Below are 20,077 nucleotides of genomic sequence, written 5' to 3'. Positions count from 1 at the left end.
ATAATCTGCGCGCCCGCTCTCTGGTGCGCGCACCTGAGAAAGGCCCATCCCCGCCATGCCCATGGAAATCCTGCTGTTCGGCCTTCTCGCCGTCCTCGTCGTGTTCATGTTCGTCAACGGCCGCAAGCGCCAGAAGCAGATGAAGGCGGAGCAGGAGGAGAAGGCCACCAAGACCGTCCCCGGCGTGAAGGTGCTACTCCAGGGCGGCATCTACGGCACGATCGTCGCGTACGACCACGAGGACCTCGACTCGCCCGCTCTCGTCGAGATCGCACCGGGCACCGTCATCGAGGTGCACAGCCAGGCGATCCTGCGCATCGTCGAGCCGAAGGACGACGTCGTCGTCGTCGACGACATGGATGCTCCCGCCGTCGTCCTCGACGCACCTGTCGTCGATGGCGCAGCCGCGGTCGAGACCCCCGAGGAGACCCGTCGTCGCCTCGAGCGCGACGCCGACGACAAGTAATCCCCGTTCCGCCGCACCACATCGACAGCCCGGCATCCTCGACCGGCATCCAAGAAAGCTGATCACACGTGGCCACTTCTTCCCCGGTCCGTCACGCCTGGCGGGTCCTTCTGGGCCTTCTTCTGGTGACGGGAGTCCTGTTCGGCGTCAACGCGCTGGGCGTCTATGTCATGAAGGACGCCAACGGCGATCCGGCGAGTTCGTGGGCACCTGAGCTCGCCCTCGACCTGCAGGGCGGCACCCAGATCGTCCTGAGCGCCGAGACCGAAGACGGCGCCGCGCCGTCGGGCGAGCAGCTCGACCAGGCCGCGGCGATCATCCGCCAGCGCGTCGACGCGTCGGGAGTCGCGGAAGCCGACATCACGACCGAGGGCGGTCGCAACATCGTGGTGCAGATCCCCGGTGTCGCCGACCAGCAGACACGCGACCGGATCCAGTCCAGCGCGCAGCTGGAGTTCCGCGCGGTGCTCTACACGGGCGCAGCCGCCACGTCGTTCGTGGGCGAGGACGGCACGGAGACGCCGTACCCGACGCCCGACCCGAACCTCGCGGCCACGCCCACACCGGCGCCGACCGACGGCAGCGACGTGTCATGGATCACCCCGAAGCTCCAGGCGGAGTTCCTGGCCTACGACTGCGCCGCACCGGGGAACGACGCCTCGAAGGGCCCGCAGGATCAGCCGCTCATCGCCTGCGACCCCACGGGTGCGGAGAAGTACATCCTCGGTCCGACCGAACTCACCGGCACCGCGATCGACAACGCGGTCGCCGGCCGCGATCCGCAGTCCGGTGCCTGGACCGTGCAGCTGACGATGAACGCCGACGGCGCCGACGCATTCGGCAAGGTCAGCACGCGCCTGAACCAGAACCGCATCGACGGCCAGACGCCGCGTGACCGGTTCGCATTCGTGCTCGACGGGTCGGTCATCTCGGCCCCGACGATGAACGGACAGATCCTCGACGGTCGTCCGAGCATCTCGGGCAGCTTCACGCAGGAGACGGCCACGACGCTCGCCGATCAGCTCAAGTTCGGTGCGCTGCCGTTGAGCTTCGCCGTGCAGAGCGATGACACGGTGTCTGCGACGCTCGGCACGCAGCAGCTGCAGGTCGGCCTCATCGCGGGTCTGATCGGACTCGCACTCGTGGCGATCTACTCGCTCATCGTCTATCGCGCCCTCGGCTCCGTGATCATCGCCTCGATCGCCGTGATGGCGGTGCTGACCTACATCGTGATCAGCATCCTGGCGTGGCGACTCGGCTTCCGGCTCTCGCTGGCCGGGGTCGCTGGTCTGATCGTTTCGATCGGATTCACCGCCGACTCGTTCATCGTCTACTTCGAACGCATCCGAGACGAGCTGCGCGACGGCAAGTCGATCACCTCGGCGGTGGAGGACGGCTGGGGACGCGCCAAGCGCACGATCTACATCTCCAAGTCGATCAACGTCCTCGCCGCCGTGGTGCTGTATATCCTCGCCGACTCCACGGTGAAGGGCTTCGCGTTCACGCTGGGGCTCACGACCGTGATCGACGTCCTGATCTTCGTCATCTTCACGCACCCGGTGATGCAGCTGCTCGCGCGCACCCGGTTCTTCGGCGGCGGGCACAAGCTGTCCGGACTCGACCCCGAGGCGCTGGGCGCCGTGTATCGCGGACGAGCCCAGTTCCGCTCGGTCGACACGTCCGCGGGACGTGGCGCCAAGAACTCTCGCGCCCGGGGCGAGGCAGAGCGCCGACAGACCATCGCCGAGCGCAAGCGCGCGCAGGCCCTCGCGGGCGACAGACCCACGAACAGTGGAAGTGAGGGGGACGCGTGATGGCTTCCATGAACGAGTTCGGCAACAACCTGTACACCGGGAAGACCTCCTTCCCGTTCGTCGCGAAGCGTCGTCTGTGGTTCATCATCGCGATCGCGCTCGTGGTGGGGTCGGCTCTTGTGCCGCTGATCCGCCCGATCCAGTTCTCGATCGAGTTCACCGGCGGATCCCAGTTCACGGTGCAGGCTCCGGACAGCACCGATCAGGACACCGCGGCGGAGGCGGTCCGCTCGGTGGTCCCCGGCGCCGCTGCCAAGGTCGCCATCGTCAGCAGCACCGACGTGCGAGTGCAGACCGACCAGATGAGCTCCGCAGAGACCCAGCAGGTCGCCAATGCCCTCGCCGAGGCGTACAAGGTCGACCCGGCCGAGGTCACGTCGTCGTTCATCGGCCCGGCCTGGGGTGAGAACGTCACCAAGCAGTCGTTGTGGGGTCTGGCGATCTTCCTCGCGCTCACCTTCCTGATCCTCGCGATCTACTTCCGCACCTGGAAGATGTCGGCCGCGGCCATCCTCGGCCTGCTCGACGTGCTCGTCATCACGGTGGGCGTCTACGCCCTCGCAGGATTCGAGATCTCCCCGGCCGCGGTGATCGGATTCCTGACGATCCTCGCCTACTCGCTGTACGACACCACGGTGGTGTTCGACAAGATCCGCGAGAACACGACGGAAGACGGGGAGAACTCCTCGCGGCTGTTCGGCGAGTCCGTCAACCTGGCGGTCAACCAGACGCTGGTGCGCTCCATCAACACCTCGGTCGTCGCGGCGCTGCCGGTGGGAGCGGTGCTCTTCATCGGCGCCTTCTGGCTCGGGGCCGAGTCGCTCACCGACATCTCGCTGTCGATCTTCGTCGGCATCCTGGTGGCGACGTACTCGACCCTGTTCGTCGCGGCGCCGCTGTACTCGCTCTTCCGTGAGAACGAGCCGCAGATCACGGCGCGCGACTCGCGGGTCCGCGAATCCCGCGAGAAGGCCGCCGTAGAGGTCTGACCGTTCCCGCCCGGCGGGGCCGCACCCCGCAGGGCACGCGTAAGCTGTTGTGATTCGGAGGTGAGCGGATGGCGGAACCGCAGACGTCGTCGCAGGGATCGAGCCTGAGGCGACTGGTTCCCCGCATCTTCTCGCGCGCCCCACGGGTCAACGATCTCGACAACCTGACCCGCACCGTCCGGGCGAACCACCCCAAGGGCGACCTCGCCGTCATCGAACGCGCGTACGCCGTCGCCAAGGAGAAGCACACCGGGCAGCAGCGTCAGAGCGGCGAGCCGTACATCACGCACCCTCTCGCGGTCGCGCAGATCCTCGCCGAGATGGGCCTCGGACCTCGGGCGATCGCGGCCGCGCTGCTGCACGACACGGTGGAGGACACGGGCTACGCCCTCACCGACCTCACCGCCGAGTTCGGCGACGAGGTCGCCATGCTCGTCGACGGCGTCACCAAGCTCGACAAGGTCAAGTACGGCGAGAGCGCGCAGGCAGAGACCGTCCGCAAGATGATCGTGGCGATGTCCAAGGACATCCGCGTCCTCCTCATCAAGCTCGCCGACCGCCTGCACAACGCCCGCACCTGGGGCTTCGTCCCGCCCGAGAAGGCGGCGAAGAAGGCCAAGGAGACGCTCGAGATCTACGCGCCCCTCGCCAACCGACTCGGCATCCAGGCGATCAAGTCGGAACTCGAGGACCTCTCGTTCGCAGTCCTGCATCCGAAGATCTACAACGAGATCCACAACCTGATCGCGCAGCGCACCCCGCAGCGCGAGAAGTACCTCGCCCAGGTGGTCGAGGAGATCGATGTGGATCTGCGGGATCTCCGTATCCGCGGCAAGGTCGTGGGGCGTCCGAAGCAGCTCTATTCGGTGTACCAGAAGATGGTGGTGCGCGGGCGCGAGTTCGATGACATCTACGATCTCATCGGCATCCGCGTGCTGGTCGCATCGGTGCGGGACTGCTACGCCGTGCTCGGCGCCATCCACGCCCGATGGACCCCACTGCCCGGCCGGTTCAAGGACTACATCGCGACGCCGAAGTTCAACCTGTACCAGTCGCTGCACACGACCGTGATCGGCCCGTCGGGGCGGACCGTCGAGATCCAGATCCGCACGCACGAGATGCACCAGCAGGCGGAGTACGGTGTCGCCGCGCACTGGATGTACAAGGAGCGGATGAACGGCGGCAAGACCGAGGTCAGGGCCGCCGACAACGACATGGCCTGGCTCGCGCACATCTCGGACTGGCAGGCCGAGACCGCCGACCCCGGCGAGTTCCTCGACTCGCTGCGGTTCGAGATCGGCGCGAAGGAGGTCTACGTCTTCACGCCCAAGGGGCGTGTGATCGGACTCCCGGCCGGCGCGACACCGGTGGACTTCGCCTACGCCGTGCACACCGAGATCGGTCACCGCACGATGGGCTCGAAGGTCAACGGGCGTCTGGTCCCGCTGGAGTCGGAACTCAAGAGCGGCGATGTGGTCGAGGTGTTCACCTCGAAGAACCCCGACGCCGGTCCGAGTCAGGACTGGCTCGGCTTCGTCAAGAGCACCCGGGCGCGCAACAAGATCCGCGGATGGTTCACCAAGGAGCGTCGAGAAGAGGCCATCGAGCAGGGCAAGGAGGCGATCGCGCGGGCGATGCGTCGCCAGAACATGCCTCTGCAGCGACTGATGAGTCAGGACTCGTTCGCCGAGGTCGCCCATCAGCTGCGGTACGAAGACGTCTCCGCGCTGTACGCGGCCGTCGGCGAGGGGCACGTCTCGACGCAGTCCGTGCTCGAGAAGGTCACCGCGCTCGTCGCCGCGACCGATCCGGTCACCGGGCCCATCGACCTGCCGGGCAGCATGCCGTCACGGGAGCCGCGCGCCGGCGACTCGGGCGTTCTCGTGCGCGGAGCCTCCGACATCCTCGTGAAGGTCGCCAAGTGCTGCACTCCGGTGCCGGGCGATGAGATCGTCGGCTTCGTCACGCGAGGCAGCGGAGTGTCGGTCCACCGCACCGACTGCCCGAACGTCAAGGCGCTCTCGGGCGAAGAGGACCGCTTCGTCGAGGTGTCGTGGGCGCCGACCACCAAGAGCGTCTTCCGCGTGCAGATCCAGGTCGAGGCCCTCGATCGCTCCGGTCTGCTGTCGGACGTGACACGCGTGCTCAGCGAGCATCACGTCAACATCCTCTCGGCGACCGTCAGCACCACGGACGAGCGCCTCGCGATCAGTCGCTTCGTGTTCGAGATGGGCGACGCCGTGCATCTGGATCGGATCCTGAACGCCGTGCGCCGCATCGATGCCGTGTACGACGTCTACCGCGTCACATCGTCATGAGGGGGAGCCGGTCGAGGGTCCCCCGACCGGCTCTCTTGCCCGGCACGCGCCCCATGGTGTCGAGGGCGGAGATCGCCTCGGCCACGAGGTGCGGATCCGTCTGAGCGAGCAGCAGCACCCATCGACGCAGCGATTCGTCGCGGTGCACGCCCAGCGCGAGGTCGACCATCGTACGCACGGGGGTCATCACCGTCACCCCGCCGATCACGAGCACATCCGTGGACCGGAGCGAGGTGTCGTGCAGGGCGACCCGCGCGGTCGACATGGCCCTGATGCGCCGCAGAACCGCCCGCCGCACATGATGACGCGCGGGCGGCGCGTCGCCGGCGCCGTGGATCCACGCGGCCGTCGGGCCCGAGGCCGCGGTGTCGGCCGGCACGAGATCCGCGATCGATGCCGCCCGCGTGCTGGCGTCCTCGACCAGGTCTGCCGGGATGTAGCCCTCGCCGAGCTCGACCACATGGCCGTCGAGCCGCGCCGCGCTGAGTTCGGGGATCGTGAGACGGTCACCGGGCAGATACAGGAACGCGGGATGCATCACGCCAGTCTGGCGCGGTGCATCCCGCGTATCCGCTCGCGCGGATGATCTGTGGAGAGGTCAGCCGCCGAGGGCGTTGAGCCAGGCGCGACGAGCCTCGAGAGCATCCGCTGCGGCCTTGGCCGCCTTCTTGTCTCCGGACTTCTCGGCGTCGGCGAGCTCTGTCTCGAGCTTCTCGATCGCCTCGAGCAGCTGCGAGCTCATGTCGTTCGCGCGTGCCTTCGTCTCGGGGTTGTTCTTCTTCCAGTCGACCTCTTCGCGGGCCTTGAGCGCCTGCTCGATGACACGAAGGCGGTCGTCGAGCGCACGCTCCTTCTCACGGGGGAAGATGCGTCCGATCTCATCCCACTGGCGCTGGATGCGAGTGAGCATCGCACGGGCGCTCTTGATGTTGGACTCGTCGGCGACGGCCTTGGCCTCTTCGAGGAGAGCCTGACGCGCCTCGATCTTCGGGCCGGACTCGGCCTCCTCGGCGGCGCTCTGCTCGGCGCGGGCCGAGTACAGCGCATCGCCGGCAGCCTTGAACCGCGCCCAGAGCGCATCGTCGGCCTTGCGTCCGGCGCGGCCGGCAGCCTTCCATTCGTCGAGGAGGTTGCGGTAGGACGTGATGCCGTCGACGCCGCGCGGCGCCAGCGCCTCGGCGCGCTCGACCAGGCGGGTCTTGGCGTCGCGAGCGGTCTTGTGGGTGTCGTCGAGCTCGGAGTAGAACGCGCGGCGTGCCTTGTCGACCGTGCTGCGAGCGTCGCGGAACCGCTTCCAGAGCTGCTGCGAGACGCCCTTCGACAGACGAGGGCCGTTCTGCTGCTGCGCCTGCCAGGCGTCGAACAGCTCGCCGAGCTCGGCGGTGACCTGCTTCCACTGCACCTTCGAGAGATCGCGAGCGGCGATCGCCTCGGCGCGTTCGACCAGAGCGGTGCGTTCGGCGATGGCCTGGTCGACGAGCGCCTTGGCCTGCGCCGCCTCCTCGGCGGTGGCCTCGGACAGCGACGCGGTGAGGGCGTTCAGGCGCTCACGCAGGCCGGCGAGGTCGCCGACGGCTGCGGCATCCGTCGCTTCGGCGAGCACGTGACCGGCCTGCTTGACCAGGTCTCCGGCCGATGCGCCGCCCGCCTGATGGCGCTGCTCGAGCGTGCGCACCTTGAAGGCGATGTCGTCGTACTTGCGCACGAAGTAGGCGAGGGCCTCGTCGGGGGTGCCGTCGGGGTACTGGCCGACGACGCGCCATTCTCCGTCTTCACGCACCTCGACGGTGCCGTCTTCACTGACGCGGCCCCATTCGGTGCCGTCGCTCGAGGGAGCTGCGGCGGGTGCTGCGGGAGCGGCGGCCGGCGTGGCAGCCCGTGGCGGTGCCGGAAGACGCGGCGGACCGGGTACGGGCGGGCCCGGTACTGGCGGAGTCGGCTTCGTTGGTTCGGTGGCAGACAAGAGTGCTCTCCTTGCGCGGTCATCCCGCGGGAGGGGGGAAGGGACGGGGTTCAGCCTAGTACGCGCACGGCTGCGCTGCCGGGATGCGCGGAGCGGCTCACTTCGGCGTTATCCAGATGTGAGCAGAACGTTCGCTCGGCGTAACGGCGCCCGGACGTTCCGCGAAACACCGGATGCCTAGCGTCGGCTTCACGGACAGAGGAGGGCTCGTGATCGTTCGAGACAGCACATCGGCGGATGTCGTGGTGGTCGGTGCGGGGATGGTGGCGCACCGGTTCGTCGAGAGTCTGCTTCGCTCGGAGGACGATGTCCGGACCGTGACTCTCATCGGCGAGGAGGCTCGCGCCCCCTACGACCGCGTCGGGCTGACCTCGTACTTCTCGGGCACGCACGCCACGGACCTGGAGCTGGATACCGGGGTTCTCGCCGATCCACGCGTCCGATTCATCCGCGACGACCGGGTCACGGGGATCGATCGGGCGGCGCGATGCGTGCGCACGCGGTCGGGCGCACAGCATTCCTACGGCACACTCGTCCTGGCGACGGGCTCGTACGCGCTGCGGCCGGCGGTCGACGGCGCCGAACTCCCCGGTTGCTTCGTGTATCGGACGCTCGACGATGTCGAAGCCATTCGCCGGTTCGTCGAGCGTCGGCAGGCGCAGCTCGGCCGTCAGCTCCGTGGCTCCGTGATCGGCGGCGGTCTGCTCGGGCTGGAAGCCGCCGGGGCCCTGCAGGGTCTGCAGGTCGGATGCACGGTGGTGCAGTCATCCGATCGGCTCATGTCGGCGCAGCTCGACCTGGCGGGCGGGACGATTCTTCGCCGCCTCATCGAGGCGAAGGGCATCGAGGTGCGGACCGGCACGCGCACCACGCGTCTCGACCCCGATGCATCAGGCGCGGTGGCCGCACTGCAGTTCCAGGACGGCAGCATGCACGAGGCGGACATCGTGATCTTCACGGTCGGCGTGCGCCCGCAGGACTCGCTCGCTCGTCTCGCGCAGCTCGACGTGCATCCCACCGGCGGTGTGCTGATCGACTCGCGCTGTCGAACCGTCGACGAGCACATCCTCGCGATCGGCGAGGTCGCCAACTTCGACGGCCGCTCCGTCGGACTCGTCGCCCCCGGCTATGCGATGGCGGAGGTCGCGGCGACTCGCCTGCTCGGCGGCGACGCGACCTTCCCCGGCTACGACGACTCGGCCAAGCTCAAGCTCTCCGGCGTCGACGTCGCGAGTTTCGGCGACGCGATGGCCGTCACCCCGAACGCCCTCGACGTGGTCTACACCGACCCCGTGAACGGGGTGTACAAGAAGCTCGTGCTCTCCGACGACGCGAAGACGCTGCTCGGCGGCATCCTCGTCGGTGACGCCTCCGCCTACGGCTCGCTCCGACCGCTGGTGGGTGCACCCCTCGGCGCCGATCCGGCCGCGTATCTGCTCCCCGAGGGTGGTGCGGACCTCCCCGACAACGAGCTGCCGGAATCGGCCGTCGTCTGCTCATGCTCGAATGTGACGGCCGGACGCATCCGCGAGGCCGTCCACGCCGAGGGCTGCACGGACGCCGCTGCCGTCAAGGCGTGCACGAAGGCCGGAGCCACCTGCGGTTCGTGTCTCTTCGCGGTGAAGAAGATCGTCGGACAGGAGTTGACCAAGCTCGGACGGGCGACGTCCGATGCGCTGTGCGAGCACTTCGCGATGTCGCGCAGACAGCTCTTCGACGCCGTGCGGGTGTCGGAGATGTCGACCTTCAGCGCCATCATCGGGCGCTTCGGCACCGGCCGAGGGTGCGACATCTGCAAGCCGGCTCTCGCCAGCATCCTCGCCGTGCTGGTGGGCGCGCACGTGCTCGACGGCGAGAACGCCTCGCTCCAGGACACCAACGACCACGTGATGGCCAACATGCAGAAGGACGGCACGTACTCGGTGGTGCCGCGCATGCCCGGTGGCGAGGTCACGCCGGCAGGACTCATCGCGATCGGCAGCATCGCGGAGTCGTACGGCCTCTATACCAAGATCACGGGCGGCCAGCGGATCGACATGTTCGGTGCGCGACTCGAGCAGCTGCCGCAGATCTGGCAGCGCCTGGTCGACGCCGGCTTCGAATCCGGCCAGGCCTACGGCAAGGCACTCCGCACCGTGAAGTCCTGCGTCGGGTCGACCTGGTGCCGGTACGGCGTGCTCGACGCGGTCGGCATGGCGGTGAGACTGGAGCTCCGCTACCGCGGGCTGCGTGCACCGCACAAGCTCAAGGTCGGGGTCTCGGGGTGTGCGCGTGAGTGCGCCGAGGCTCGGTCGAAGGACGTCGGCGTGATCGCGACCGAGACCGGCTGGAACATGTACGTCGGTGGGAACGGCGGATTCTCTCCCCGGCACGCCGAGCTGCTGGCATCGGATCTCGACGATGAGGGGCTCATCCGTGCGATCGACCGCTTCTTCATGTACTACATCCGCACGGCGGACCGACTGCAGCGGACGGCCGGATGGTGCGTGGAGCTCGACGGTGGACTCGAGGGGCTGCGCGCCGTGATCTTCGACGACAGTCTCGGCATCTGCGAGGACCTCGACGCCGCCATGGCCGTGCATGTGGACCGCTACGAGGACGAGTGGGCGGCGACCCTCCGCGACCCCGCGAAACTGCGGCGGTTCGAGTCCTTCGTGAACGCGACCGATACCCCGGACCCGTCGCTCGCGTATGTGCCGGAGCGGGGTCAGGTGCGTCCGGCGACCATGGAGGAGCGCAGCGACCCGGCGGTGCTCATCGCAGGCACGACTCTGGAGGTGCGGCGATGACGCTCACGAGTCCGCCGACCGGCCGCCGGGTACGGGTGTGCGCCCTGGATGACCTCGAGGTCGAGCGCGGTCGTGCCGCGCTCTTCGGAACGCGCCAGATCGCACTGTTCCTGCTGGCAGACGGGTCGGTGCACGCCGTGTCTAACCTCGACCCGTACAGCGGTGCGAACGTGATGTCGCGCGGCATCGTCGGGAGCAGGGGCGAGGCGCCGACCCTGGCCTCGCCCCTGCACAAGCAGGTCTTCGACCTGCGCACCGGTGCCTGCCTCGACACGCAGGGCAGGGAGCCCGCTTCTCTGCAGGTGTGGCAGGTGACCGTCGTCGACGGCCACGTGGAGTTCGACATCGAGGAGATCCGATGACCGTGATGCTGGGTGTCAACCTCGCCGGACGCGATGTGCTGCTGGTCGGCGGGGGCCCGGTGGCTGCGAAGCGGCTGCGTCGCTTTCTCGCCGAGGGCGCGAGCGCGCGGATGGTCGCGCCCATGCTGCACGACGACACCGCGCGGCTCGTCGAGCGTCACGAGGTCGCCTGGGAGCCACGGGAGTTCCGTACGGCGGACCTGGACGGCGCCTGGCTCGTGCACACGGCGACGGGGGATCCGCGCGTCGATCGCCTGGTCGCCGAGCAGTGCGAATCGCAGCGAGTGCTCTGCATCAACGCCTCGGATGGCGAGCACGGCTCGGCCAGGCTCACGGCACAGGCGGAGATCGGGGATGTCACGGTCGGCGTCACCAGTACGATCGGCGCCGACCCCCGGCGTTCCGTCGCGGTGCGCGATGCCATAGTCGACCTGACCGGCGACGGCCGGCTGCCGCTGAGGCGCCGACGGACGGCCCGCAGCGGACGGGTCGACCTGGTCGGCGGCGGCCCGGGTCCCGCCGATCTGATGACGGTGCGCGCGCGGCGCCTGATCGCCGAGGCCGATGTGCTCGTCATCGACCGTCTCGGACCGGCGGCCGAGATCACACAGGGGCTCGACCCGGATGTCGAGGTGATCGACGTCGGCAAGCAGCCCGGTCGACACCCCGTCCCGCAGGACGAGATCAACCGCATCATCGTCGCGCGCGCCGCAGCCGGGCGCAGGGTCGTCCGGTTGAAGGGCGGCGACCCCTTCGTCTTCGGCCGCGGCGGCGAGGAGATGCTCTCGTGCCTCGCCGCCGGGATCCCGGTGGATGTGACTCCGGGGATCTCGAGCGCCATCGCCGTGCCGCAGGCGGCCGGCATCCCGGTCACGCACCGAGGCACGGCAGCCGCCTTCCACGTGGTGAACGGACAGGGCGGCTTCGGGCCGGGTACCTTGGAAGCCATGGCTGACACGATGGTGACGACGGTCGTCCTGATGGGTGTCGCCGCTCTCGGACGACTGGTCGAATCCGCACTCGCGCATGGGGTGCCGAAGGATCGTCCCGTCGCGTTCGTCGAGAGCGGTCACACGCCGCAACAGCGCACGACGCGCACGACCCTCGAGCACGCGGTCGAGGATGCGCGCACCGTCGGACTCCGCAACCCGGCCGTCATCGTGATCGGCGACGTCGCGAGCGAACACCTGCTGCTCCCGGCTCCGGCCGTGATCGGAGCTGCTCCGGCGTGACGACCCGTGCCCCGCTTCCACCGGCCCTCGCCGGATGCACCATCGTCGTCGCCGCGGACAGACGCGCGGGTGATCTGGTCTCCGCGCTCGAACGCCGAGGCGGGCAGGTCTACCGCGCTCCTGCGCTGAGCATCATCCCGAACGAGGACGACGATGACCTCCTCGCGCGCACCCGCGACCTCATCGCGGACCCACCGGACATCGTGATCGTGACGACGGGCGTCGGCTTCCGAGGCTGGATCGACGCCGCGCACGAGAACGGTCTGGCCGAGGATCTGGCGGCCGCGCTGGTCGACGCTCAGTTCGTCGCACGCGGGCCCAAGGCGCACGGCGCGATTCAGCAGGCCGGGTTCACGGCGGACTGGGTGGCCGAGTCCGAGACCTCTGCGGAAGTGGGGGAGTACCTCACGGCCGAAGGAGTGGTCGGCCGACGCATCGCGATACAGCACCATGGTGCGGGCGCCGACGGCCTCGATGCACTGCTGGCGGAGCTCGGGGCCGATGTCGTCAGCATCACGGTCTACCGGTGGGGTCCGCCGCCCGACCCGAAGATCGTGCACCGCTCCGTCGTGCAGGCGGGCGCGGGCGAGGTGGATGCGGTGCTCTTCACCTCGGCGCCCGGCGCCGCGGAGTGGGTCAGAGCAGCGGGTCGCGCGGGCACTCTGGATGCGATCCGTCGGCGGGCGGCGGGCGGGAGGCTGCTGCTCGCCGCCGTCGGCCCGATCACCGCGTCGCCGCTCCACGACGCCGATCTGCACACCACCATCGCGGCTCGCGGCAGACTCGGTTCGCTGGTCCGCTGCGTCGTCGATCACTTCGCATCGGGGGCCGCGCGCCAGGTGCGCACAACGGCCGGTGTCATGGAGGTGCGCAGCGGCGGTGTGCTGCTCGACGGTCGCTTCGTGCCGCTGTCCCGCGCGGGCGCCAGTGTCCTGAGCGAATTGTTCGACGCCTCTGGCCGGGTGCTCTCGAGGGAGCAGCTCGGACTCGCGTTGCCGCGCGGTGGCGAGAGCGCTCACGCCGTCGAGATGGCGGTCGCACGGCTCCGCGAGGCGCTCGGGGGAGCGAGCGTGATCCAGACGATCGTGAAGCGCGGCTATCGACTCACGGTGGAGGATCCCGAATGAGCACCCTCATCGCCTGCTCGCACGGCACAGACTCTCCAGAAGGCCGACGTACGGTCGAGGATCTCGTCGATCTCGTACGGCAGCGGATGCCGGGCACACGAGTCGTGCAGGCATTCGTCGACGTGCAGGAGCCGACGGTGGTCGACGTGATCGAGCACGAGCGGGGCCTCGACGACGTCGTCGTGGTGCCTCTGCTGCTCTCCGTCGGCTTCCATACCGCCGTCGACATCGCAGATGCGGTGCGCCCGCACGAGAATGTGCGGCAGGGCGAGCCCCTGGGCACGCATCCGCTGATCGCCGAGGTGCTGGCAGCCCGACTGCGCACGGCGATCGCGGGCGCCTGGCTCCCGGGCGACCATGTCGTACTCGCCGCAGCGGGGTCGAGCAATCCCGCCGCGGTCGCCGATGTCGCCGCGGCGGCCGAGCACCTGGCCCGCCTCATTCCGGCTCCGATCACCATCGGGTACGCCTCGGCCATCGAACCCCGGATCGGGGAGGCAGTGGCATCCGCTCGTCGCGACGGCGCCGCTCGAGTGATCGCCGCAAGCCACGTGCTCGCTCCCGGGTATTTCGCCGGGCTGGTCCGGAAGTCCGGAGCCGACCTGGTGTCTGCGCCACTCGGCGTCGACGTGCGGATCGCCGACGTGGTCGTCGACCGATTCCACACCGCCTGACCATGCCTCCCGGGGCGGCTCTCGCCCACGCACGGAACGGGGGCGGATGCCGACGCATCCGCCCCCGTGCTGCGACTCAGACCCGTGTCGGCTCGAGCTCGGCAGCGGTCGTCTCCCGATCGGCCACCGAGGCGCCGGATGTCGACGCAGCGGTGGTGACGAGACGCGCTCGTCGTCGCATCGCACGCGCGTCGCGGGCGACGCGAGCCTTCGGGCGCCCGTGGGTGAAGTAGATGGGCAGCCCGACGAAGAGGAGACCGCCGACGAGGTTTCCGACGACCGTCGGCAGCTCGTTCCAGACCAGGTAGTCCCAGACGGTGAAGTCGGCGCCCATCAGAAGTCCGGACGGGAACAGGAACATGTTCACGATCGAATGCTCGAACCCCATGTAGAAGAACAGCATGATCGGGAGCCACATCGCGACGATCTTCCCGATCGTGCTGTCCGACACCATCGCCAACACGACGCCCGTCGACACCATCCAGTTGCACAGGACACCACGGATGAACAACGTCAGCATGCCGGCCGCACCGTGATCGGCATAGCCGACCGTCCGACCGTGTCCGATCTCACTGATCGCCTCGCCGACTGCGCTGGGCGCGGTCGAGAAGCCGTATGTGAAGTAGACGGCCATGAGGATCGCCACCAGGAAGGCACCGCCGAAGTTGCCGAGGAAGACGAGTCCCCAGTTGCGCATCAACGATCCGAACGTCGCGCCGGGACGGCGGTCGAGTACCGCGAGCGGACCGAGGGTGAACACCCCGGTGAGCAGGTCGTACCCGAGCAGGTAGAGCATCACGAAGCCCACCGGGAACAGGACGGCGCCGAGGAGCGGCTGACCGGTCTGCGTCGACACCGTCACCGCGAACGCGGCGGCGATCGTGAGCAGAGCCGCTCCCATGAACGCGCGGATGAGCGTATCGCGGGTGGACAGCTGCAGTTTGTATGCACCGGCGTCGACCATTCGGGTGGCGAGCTCGGCGGGCTTGATGTACGACACATGACCTCCACGGGACGTGAGCGGGATGCTCAGCTGGATCGAGCATGGACGAGCGGCGTTTCGAGCGACGACGTGCGACGTTACGTCTGTGGAGCGAACAGCTCACTTCGCGGCGTCAGCGGTGTGAGAACCGCGCAGAGTGAGATCGTTACCGATCTGTGAGGAGATCGTTCGACGCAGGAAACATCGCCCGTCACATTCGAGAAACACCGGCCTCCTATCGTCGCCAGCAGGGATCCATCGAACGGAGCAGTATGTACGACACCATCGTCACTCCTGCCGAGGTCGTGGTGGTCGGCGCGGGCATGGTGGCGCACCGCTTCGTCGAGAGTCTGCTCAGCCGTGCGCAGACGCCGCTGCACGTGACGGTGATCGGCGACGAGGGGCGTCGGCCGTACGACCGCATCGCCCTCGCGGGGATCGCGGCCGGAGGCGCCGCGGGCGATCTCGAGCTGGATCGCTCCGTGTTCGACGACTTCCGTGTGCGGTTCCTGGCCGACGACCGCGCTCTGCGGATCGATCGGGCCGCGCGCACCGTGATGACCCGGTCTCGCGTCGTCGTGCCCTACGACACCCTGGTGCTCGCCACCGGGTCGTACGCGCCGAGGCTCGCGATCGAGGGCGCGGATCTGCCGGGATGCTTCTCCGACCGGACCCTGGACGACGTCGAGGCTCTCGCGCGGTTCGCCGCACACCGACGGCGGTCGCTGGGGCGCCGCCTGCGTGCGGCGGTGATCGGGTCGGGGCCGCAGGGCGCGGAGATCGCCGCGGCGCTGCAGGGTGTCGCCTCGACGCGGGTGGAGCACTCGGAGACGCGCGTCTCACGTCTCGTCCCCGAGGAGTCCGGTGCGGTCGCCGCTCTGCGATTCGACGACGGGGAGACCGAGGCCGTCGACCTCGTCGTGCTCTCCGCGCACCCGCGACCACGCGACGAGCTCGCCCGCAATGCGAACCTGCAGGTCGCCGAGCGCGGAGGCGTGGTGATCGACGACCGCTGCACCACCTCCGATCCGCACATCCTCGCGATCGGCGAGGTCGCCCACTTCGAGGGCCGCTGCGTCGCGAGGGTCGCGCCAGGGTACGCGATGGCCGAGGTCGCGGCGACGCGCATCCTGGGGGGCCACGCCGTCTTCTCCGGTTTCGACCGTCCGTTCGACGTGTCGTTCCCGAGTACCCGGACGACCGGTCACGGCGGCCCTGCGGCAGGGGAGGAGAACACCGCGGTGATCGTGATCGGAGAACTCGCCGAGTCCGGCATGCTGCGGCCCGCATGGACCCGCATCGCGGAGGGGGTCGGATGAGCGCGGCGCGGCCGCTGGAGTCCGCGCTGGCCGGCTGCACCATCATCGTCGTCGCGGACCGGCGCTCCGTCGAGGTCGCGGATGCTCTGGAGCGCCGGGGTGCCGTGGTCCACCGGACTCCCGTTCCGCGGCTCGATGACCGGCAAGACCGCGCCGAGCTCCGCAGCGTGATCGAGCTGGTGATCGCCGAGCCTCCCGACGCCGTGGTGGTGACGACGGGCTCGGGATTCCGCGACTGGGTCGACGTCGCTCGAGAACAGGGACGCTCGGCTCCGCTCCAGGACGCGCTGCGCCGGGCGCGGCTCGTGGCGGCGGGGCCGAGAGCACAGGCGGCGATCCTCCGGACGGGACTCGTCGCGGACTGGGTCGCCGAGACGGGAACGACCGCCGAAGTCGGCGTGCATCTGCGGGTCGCAGGTGTGCGCGGCACTCGCATCGTCGTCCAGCATCACGGCGGCCGTGACGACGGACTCGAGTCGATGCTGCGCGAGGCCGGCGCCGAGGTGAGGGGCGTGGTCGCGCGTCGCTGGGAGGCATCGCCGCGATCGGAGGCGATGCGCAGAACGGTGCTGCAGGCGGCGAACGGCGACGCGGATGCCGTGGTGTTCACCTCCGCCTCCGCCGCTGCGGCCTGGCTCGCGATCGCGGAGGTGTCGGAGACCCTCGGCCGCGTGCGGCGACGGTCCGAGACGGGGCGGCTGCTGCTGGCCTCCGCGGGTCAGGCGACCACGGCACTGCTGAACGACGCCGATCTCGAGCCCTCGATCGATCTGGGCGGTCCGGACGGATCGCTCGCGAATGCCGTGCTCGCGCACTTCGACGACGGGCGGGCGCCGTCGCTGCTCACGGACGCCGGTCGGGTGCAGGTGCGCAGCGGAGGCGTGCTCGTCGACGGTCGGTTCATCCCGCTGTCACGCTCGTCCGCCGCGCTGCTCGACGCCCTGGCCGCCGCGGGAGGTCGGGTGCTGTCCCGCGCGCAGCTCAGCGCCGTGCTGGGCGCCGAGCGCAGCGCACACGCGGTCGAAGCCGCCGTCGCGAGACTCCGCGTGGCTCTGGGCGGCGGCGAACTCATCCACACCGTTGTCAAACGCGGATACCGGCTCGCGGTCATCGAGGACTGAGTCGTGGTGCGCGTCGCCACGCCGTGACGGCCGCGGCGCCCACAGCCAGCGGGCGCGCGTGGTTACTCGACGGGAGCGTCCGACGGAACGTCCGACGGAGCGTCCTCGGGGACGAGGGGATCGCCGGGCAGCGGCGTCTCGGCGGGGGAGACCGTGGGGGAGGGCGAGGGCGCCGGCGGATTCACCTGCGCGTGGACGACCTGGCTGGCGATCGCTCCTGCGACGACCAGCACACCGACGACCACGGCGACCGCGTTGTCCCTGGTGCGACGACGGATGCGGCCGTCGTGCCAGGCCCTGCGGGCCGCGTGGAGGCGTGCGCGCTCCGATTCGGTCCGCGACTGCCGCGTGCTCTTGCCGCGTCCGGCCATTGCGTACTCCCTTGATGGACGTGCCGTGCACATGGACGTGATGTGCACCGTCGCCTGAGAGCCTACCGGCGCGGCATCGTCGCCCCGATCATGTCCGCGGTGTCCCCGCCCCGCGTTAGCCTGGGAAGATGACCTCCGCCGCACTGCTCTCCGGGCAGACGCCCCTCGCCGTGCGCATGCGTCCCGTCTCGCTCGACGAGGTCGCGGGGCAGAAGCACCTGCTGCGGGCGGGCTCACCCATCGTCGCTCTCGCCGATCCCGCGGCGACCTCTCCCGGTGCGGTCTCCATCATCCTGTGGGGTCCTCCCGGCACGGGCAAGACCACGCTGGCGCAGGCGATCGCCCGCTCCTCTGGGCGTCGCTTCGTCGAGCTGTCGGCGATCACCGCGGGGGTCAAGGACGTCCGCGAGGTGATGCAGGAGGCGATCACGCAGCGTGACCTGTACGGGCAGACCACCATCCTGTTCCTCGACGAGATCCACAGATTCACCAAGGCCCAGCAGGACGCGCTCCTGCCCGGCGTCGAGAACGGCTGGGTGCTGCTGATCGCGGCCACCACCGAGAACCCGTCGTTCTCGGTGATCTCGCCGCTGCTCTCGCGATCGCTGCTGCTGACGCTGCAGCCCCTCACCGACGACGACATCGGACTCCTCGTCGACCGCGCGGTGACCGATGCGCGTGGCCTGAACGGTGCGGTGACCCTGGCCGACGACGCGCGTGCCGCGCTCATCCGCCTCGCATCCGGCGATGCACGCCGCGCACTCACCGGTCTCGAGGCCGCGGCCGCCGTCGCCCTCTCGAACGGTGAAGACGGTGTGGTCCCCGCAGCCACGGCCGACGACGTCGCCCAGGCCGTCGACAAGGCGCTGCTGCGATACGACCGCCAGGGCGACGAGCACTACGACGTCATCAGCGCCTTCATCAAGTCGATCCGCGGCTCCGACCCCGACGCGGCCCTGCACTACCTCGCGCGGATGATCGAGGCGGGGGAGGACCCGCGGTTCATCGCTCGGCGTCTGGTGATCTCGGCGTCGGAAGACGTGGGGCTGGCCGATCCGCAGGCGCTCACGATCGCGGTCGCGGCGGCGGATGCGGTCGCCTTCATCGGCATGCCGGAGGGGCGGATCCCGCTCGCCGAGGCGACGGTGTATCTGGCGACCACCGCGAAGTCGAACGCCGCCTACGTCGGCATCGACGCGGCGATCGCCGACATCCGCTCCGGCGGCTTCGGACGGGTGCCGCTGCATCTCCGCGACGCGCACTACCCGGGCGCGCGGCGCCTCGGTCACGGGCGCGGCTACGTGTATCCGCACGACAGCGAATTCGGCATCCTCCCGCAGCAGTACCTGCCGGACGAGCTGCAGGGAAAGAGGTATTACGAACCGAAGAACCTGGGGGCCGAGCGCGACATCTCGGCACGTCTCGAGCGCATCCGCCGCATCCTCGACGGACGATGACGACGATCTGTTAGACTGGATCGGCTCGAAACACAGTTTTCGGGCATCTCCTCGTTCACACCCCACCTTGATGGCGCCCCGGCGTGCGCTCCGAGGCAGAACGCGGGTGATACGTCCGCGAGTCGCGAAAGACGCGACCGCGTCATCGGAAGGATAGCTTCGTGACCACGAAGTCCCAGGACCGCCGCAAGGTGCGCCTCAGCCGCGCACTCGGCATCCCGCTCACCCCGAAGGCCGCCCGCTACCTCGAGAAGCGTCCCTACGCTCCCGGCGAGCACGGTCGCACCAAGCGCAAGGCCGACAGCGACTACGCCGTCCGTCTGCGTGAGAAGCAGCGTCTTCGCGAGCAGTACGGCATCCGCGAGAAGCAGATGCGCAACACGTTCAACGAGGCTCGTCGTCAGGACGGCCTGACCGGTGAGAACCTGGTCGAGCTGCTCGAGATGCGTCTCGACGCTCTCGTCGTGCGTTCGGGCTTCGCCCGCACCACCGCGCAGGCTCGCCAGCTCGTCGTGCACCGTCACATCCTGGTCGACGGCCAGCTCGTCGACCGCCCGTCGTTCCGCGTGAAGCCGGGTCAGCTCATCCACGTCAAGGCCAAGAGCGAGGGCACCGAGCCCTTCCAGGTCGCAGCCGCCGGCGGTCACGCCGAGGTCCTGCCTCCCGTTCCGGGCTACCTCGAGGTCGAGCTCGACAAGCTCCAGGCTCGCCTGGTCCGTCGTCCGAAGCGCGCCGAGGTCCCCGTGACCTGTGAAGTGCAGCTCGTCGTCGAGTACTACGCAGCTCGCTGAGTTCTCTCAGTTCCGCAGAAGGCGTCGGGTCTCACCCGACGCCTTCTGTCGTTTCCGCATACGATGGTTGCACCCGCCTCCGCGGGTCGAGGGCAAGGATGGCGACATGAAGAAAGTGCTGTGGTTCCTGATCGGTGTGATCGGCGGCTTCGTCGCGGCGCACTTCACGAACAAAGACCCGCGAGGTCGCGACATCCTCGCCGAGGTCGACGCTCGATTCAACGAGTTCACCGGGATCATCGGCGAGGCCTACCGCGAAGAGCGGGCGCGCCTCACGGATCCTGCGACGGACTGACCTCCGC

Annotated in this window: 18 protein-coding genes; 14 read left to right on the top strand and 4 right to left on the bottom strand. The window is 69.2% G+C overall.

The annotated features are described in order from the left end of the window. Window positions 1-55 precede the first annotated feature (55 nt). The 4 genes from ASD43_RS11785 to ASD43_RS11770 all read left to right on the top strand — a co-directional run bounded on the left by ASD43_RS11785 (window position 56) and on the right by ASD43_RS11770 (window position 5,587). Window positions 56-466 (top strand): preprotein translocase subunit YajC, encoded by a 411-nt coding sequence (locus ASD43_RS11785; RefSeq protein WP_308208480.1) that lies wholly within the window; start codon window positions 56-58, stop codon window positions 464-466. Between the two features lie 68 nt (window positions 467-534). Continuing rightward, window positions 535-2,280 (top strand): protein translocase subunit SecD, encoded by a 1,746-nt coding sequence (gene secD, locus ASD43_RS11780; protein WP_056417683.1) that lies wholly within the window; start codon window positions 535-537, stop codon window positions 2,278-2,280. Continuing rightward, the gene (gene secF / locus ASD43_RS11775) at window positions 2,280-3,269 is read left to right on the top strand and encodes a protein translocase subunit SecF (RefSeq protein WP_056417679.1); all 990 of its coding nucleotides are present in this window, start codon (window positions 2,280-2,282) and stop codon (window positions 3,267-3,269) included. Before secD ends, secF begins: the two co-directional genes overlap by 1 nt. 68 nt (window positions 3,270-3,337) lie before the next feature. Next, the gene (locus tag ASD43_RS11770; protein ID WP_056417677.1) at window positions 3,338-5,587 is read left to right on the top strand and encodes a RelA/SpoT family protein; all 2,250 of its coding nucleotides are present in this window, start codon (window positions 3,338-3,340) and stop codon (window positions 5,585-5,587) included. On the opposite strand, the gene ASD43_RS11765 is transcribed toward ASD43_RS11770, so the two are convergent. Continuing rightward, entirely contained in the window at window positions 5,574-6,125 is a 552-nt protein-coding gene (locus ASD43_RS11765; RefSeq protein WP_056417674.1) for a type IV toxin-antitoxin system AbiEi family antitoxin, read from the bottom strand. The two genes, ASD43_RS11770 and ASD43_RS11765, sit on opposite strands and share 14 nt — an antisense overlap. A 60-nt stretch (window positions 6,126-6,185) precedes the next feature. Further along, window positions 6,186-7,550, bottom strand: a complete 1,365-nt coding sequence (locus tag ASD43_RS11760) for a DUF349 domain-containing protein (protein ID WP_082539370.1) — start codon at window positions 7,548-7,550, stop codon at window positions 6,186-6,188. Between the two features lie 260 nt (window positions 7,551-7,810). Here ASD43_RS11760 and nirB point away from each other — a divergent pair, with 260 nt between their 5' ends. The 5 genes from nirB to ASD43_RS11735 are packed head-to-tail and all read left to right on the top strand — an operon-like array spanning window position 7,811 to window position 13,734. Beyond that, complete coding sequence (gene nirB / locus ASD43_RS11755) at window positions 7,811-10,339, top strand: nitrite reductase large subunit NirB (RefSeq protein ID WP_056419569.1); 2,529 nt, start codon at window positions 7,811-7,813, stop codon at window positions 10,337-10,339. Next, window positions 10,336-10,701 carry a nitrite reductase small subunit NirD gene (gene nirD, locus ASD43_RS11750; RefSeq protein WP_056417668.1) on the top strand — a complete coding sequence of 122 codons (366 nt, stop codon included), beginning with the start codon at window positions 10,336-10,338 and terminating at the stop codon, window positions 10,699-10,701. The genes nirB and nirD overlap by 4 nt, the downstream gene beginning before the upstream one ends. Further along, on the top strand, window positions 10,698-11,933 hold the full coding sequence (gene cobA, locus ASD43_RS11745) for a uroporphyrinogen-III C-methyltransferase (RefSeq protein ID WP_056417664.1): 1,236 nt from the start codon (window positions 10,698-10,700) through the stop codon (window positions 11,931-11,933). The genes nirD and cobA overlap by 4 nt, the downstream gene beginning before the upstream one ends. Next, window positions 11,930-13,060 (top strand): uroporphyrinogen-III synthase, encoded by a 1,131-nt coding sequence (locus tag ASD43_RS11740; RefSeq protein ID WP_056417661.1) that lies wholly within the window; start codon window positions 11,930-11,932, stop codon window positions 13,058-13,060. The genes cobA and ASD43_RS11740 overlap by 4 nt, the downstream gene beginning before the upstream one ends. Then, complete coding sequence (locus ASD43_RS11735; RefSeq protein ID WP_056417657.1) at window positions 13,057-13,734, top strand: sirohydrochlorin chelatase; 678 nt, start codon at window positions 13,057-13,059, stop codon at window positions 13,732-13,734. The genes ASD43_RS11740 and ASD43_RS11735 overlap by 4 nt, the downstream gene beginning before the upstream one ends. Before the next feature lie 76 nt (window positions 13,735-13,810). Here ASD43_RS11735 and ASD43_RS11730 read toward each other — a convergent pair whose 3' ends face one another. Beyond that, complete coding sequence (locus tag ASD43_RS11730; protein WP_056417653.1) at window positions 13,811-14,734, bottom strand: formate/nitrite transporter family protein; 924 nt, start codon at window positions 14,732-14,734, stop codon at window positions 13,811-13,813. Between the two features lie 254 nt (window positions 14,735-14,988). Here ASD43_RS11730 and ASD43_RS11725 point away from each other — a divergent pair, with 254 nt between their 5' ends. Next, the gene (locus ASD43_RS11725) at window positions 14,989-16,035 is read left to right on the top strand and encodes an NAD(P)/FAD-dependent oxidoreductase (protein ID WP_056417649.1); all 1,047 of its coding nucleotides are present in this window, start codon (window positions 14,989-14,991) and stop codon (window positions 16,033-16,035) included. Beyond that, window positions 16,032-17,156 carry a uroporphyrinogen-III synthase gene (locus tag ASD43_RS11720; RefSeq protein ID WP_056417646.1) on the top strand — a complete coding sequence of 375 codons (1,125 nt, stop codon included), beginning with the start codon at window positions 16,032-16,034 and terminating at the stop codon, window positions 17,154-17,156. Before ASD43_RS11725 ends, ASD43_RS11720 begins: the two co-directional genes overlap by 4 nt. A 62-nt stretch (window positions 17,157-17,218) precedes the next feature. Here the strand turns inward: ASD43_RS11720 and ASD43_RS11715 are convergent, their stop codons facing one another. Then, a complete protein-coding gene (locus ASD43_RS11715) occupies window positions 17,219-17,527 on the bottom strand; it encodes a hypothetical protein (protein ID WP_056417642.1) in 309 nt (102 codons plus the stop codon). A gap of 128 nt (window positions 17,528-17,655) precedes the next feature. Between ASD43_RS11715 and ASD43_RS11710 the strand changes: the two genes are divergently transcribed. The 3 genes from ASD43_RS11710 (at window position 17,656) to ASD43_RS11700 (ending at window position 20,070) form a co-directional block, all read left to right on the top strand. Next, the gene (locus ASD43_RS11710; RefSeq protein WP_082069018.1) at window positions 17,656-18,984 is read left to right on the top strand and encodes a replication-associated recombination protein A; all 1,329 of its coding nucleotides are present in this window, start codon (window positions 17,656-17,658) and stop codon (window positions 18,982-18,984) included. A 161-nt stretch (window positions 18,985-19,145) separates the two neighbouring features. Further along, window positions 19,146-19,775 carry a 30S ribosomal protein S4 gene (rpsD, locus tag ASD43_RS11705; protein ID WP_052677824.1) on the top strand — a complete coding sequence of 210 codons (630 nt, stop codon included), beginning with the start codon at window positions 19,146-19,148 and terminating at the stop codon, window positions 19,773-19,775. Window positions 19,776-19,881: 106 nt separating this feature from the next. Further along, entirely contained in the window at window positions 19,882-20,070 is a 189-nt protein-coding gene (locus ASD43_RS11700; protein WP_056417638.1) for a hypothetical protein, read from the top strand. Window positions 20,071-20,077 lie beyond the last annotated feature (7 nt).

It is taken from the genome of Microbacterium sp. Root553 (assembly GCF_001426995.1).
Taxonomy (GTDB): Bacteria; Actinomycetota; Actinomycetes; order Actinomycetales; family Microbacteriaceae; genus Microbacterium.
The sequence above is the reverse complement of the archived record's forward strand: the minus strand, read 5'-3'. Positions and strand labels throughout refer to the sequence as shown.

Excerpts from the sequence above, each read along its gene's own strand:
- ASD43_RS11720 (WP_056417646.1), top strand. The coding sequence starts at position 16,032 with ATGAGCGCGGCGCGGCCGCTGGAGTCCGCGCTGGCCGGCTGCACCATC.
- secF (WP_056417679.1), top strand. The coding sequence starts at position 2,280 with ATGGCTTCCATGAACGAGTTCGGCAACAACCTGTACACCGGGAAGACC.
- ASD43_RS11770 (WP_056417677.1), top strand. The coding sequence starts at position 3,338 with ATGGCGGAACCGCAGACGTCGTCGCAGGGATCGAGCCTGAGGCGACTG.
- ASD43_RS11785 (WP_308208480.1), top strand. The coding sequence starts at position 56 with ATGCCCATGGAAATCCTGCTGTTCGGCCTTCTCGCCGTCCTCGTCGTG.
- cobA (WP_056417664.1), top strand. The coding sequence starts at position 10,698 with ATGACCGTGATGCTGGGTGTCAACCTCGCCGGACGCGATGTGCTGCTG.
- ASD43_RS11735 (WP_056417657.1), top strand. The coding sequence starts at position 13,057 with ATGAGCACCCTCATCGCCTGCTCGCACGGCACAGACTCTCCAGAAGGC.
- ASD43_RS11725 (WP_056417649.1), top strand. The coding sequence starts at position 14,989 with ATGTACGACACCATCGTCACTCCTGCCGAGGTCGTGGTGGTCGGCGCG.
- ASD43_RS11700 (WP_056417638.1), top strand. The coding sequence starts at position 19,882 with ATGAAGAAAGTGCTGTGGTTCCTGATCGGTGTGATCGGCGGCTTCGTC.
- nirB (WP_056419569.1), top strand. The coding sequence starts at position 7,811 with ATGGTGGCGCACCGGTTCGTCGAGAGTCTGCTTCGCTCGGAGGACGAT.
- ASD43_RS11765 (WP_056417674.1), bottom strand. The coding sequence starts at position 6,125 with ATGCATCCCGCGTTCCTGTATCTGCCCGGTGACCGTCTCACGATCCCC.
- ASD43_RS11710 (WP_082069018.1), top strand. The coding sequence starts at position 17,656 with ATGACCTCCGCCGCACTGCTCTCCGGGCAGACGCCCCTCGCCGTGCGC.
- nirD (WP_056417668.1), top strand. The coding sequence starts at position 10,336 with ATGACGCTCACGAGTCCGCCGACCGGCCGCCGGGTACGGGTGTGCGCC.
- ASD43_RS11715 (WP_056417642.1), bottom strand. The coding sequence starts at position 17,527 with ATGGCCGGACGCGGCAAGAGCACGCGGCAGTCGCGGACCGAATCGGAG.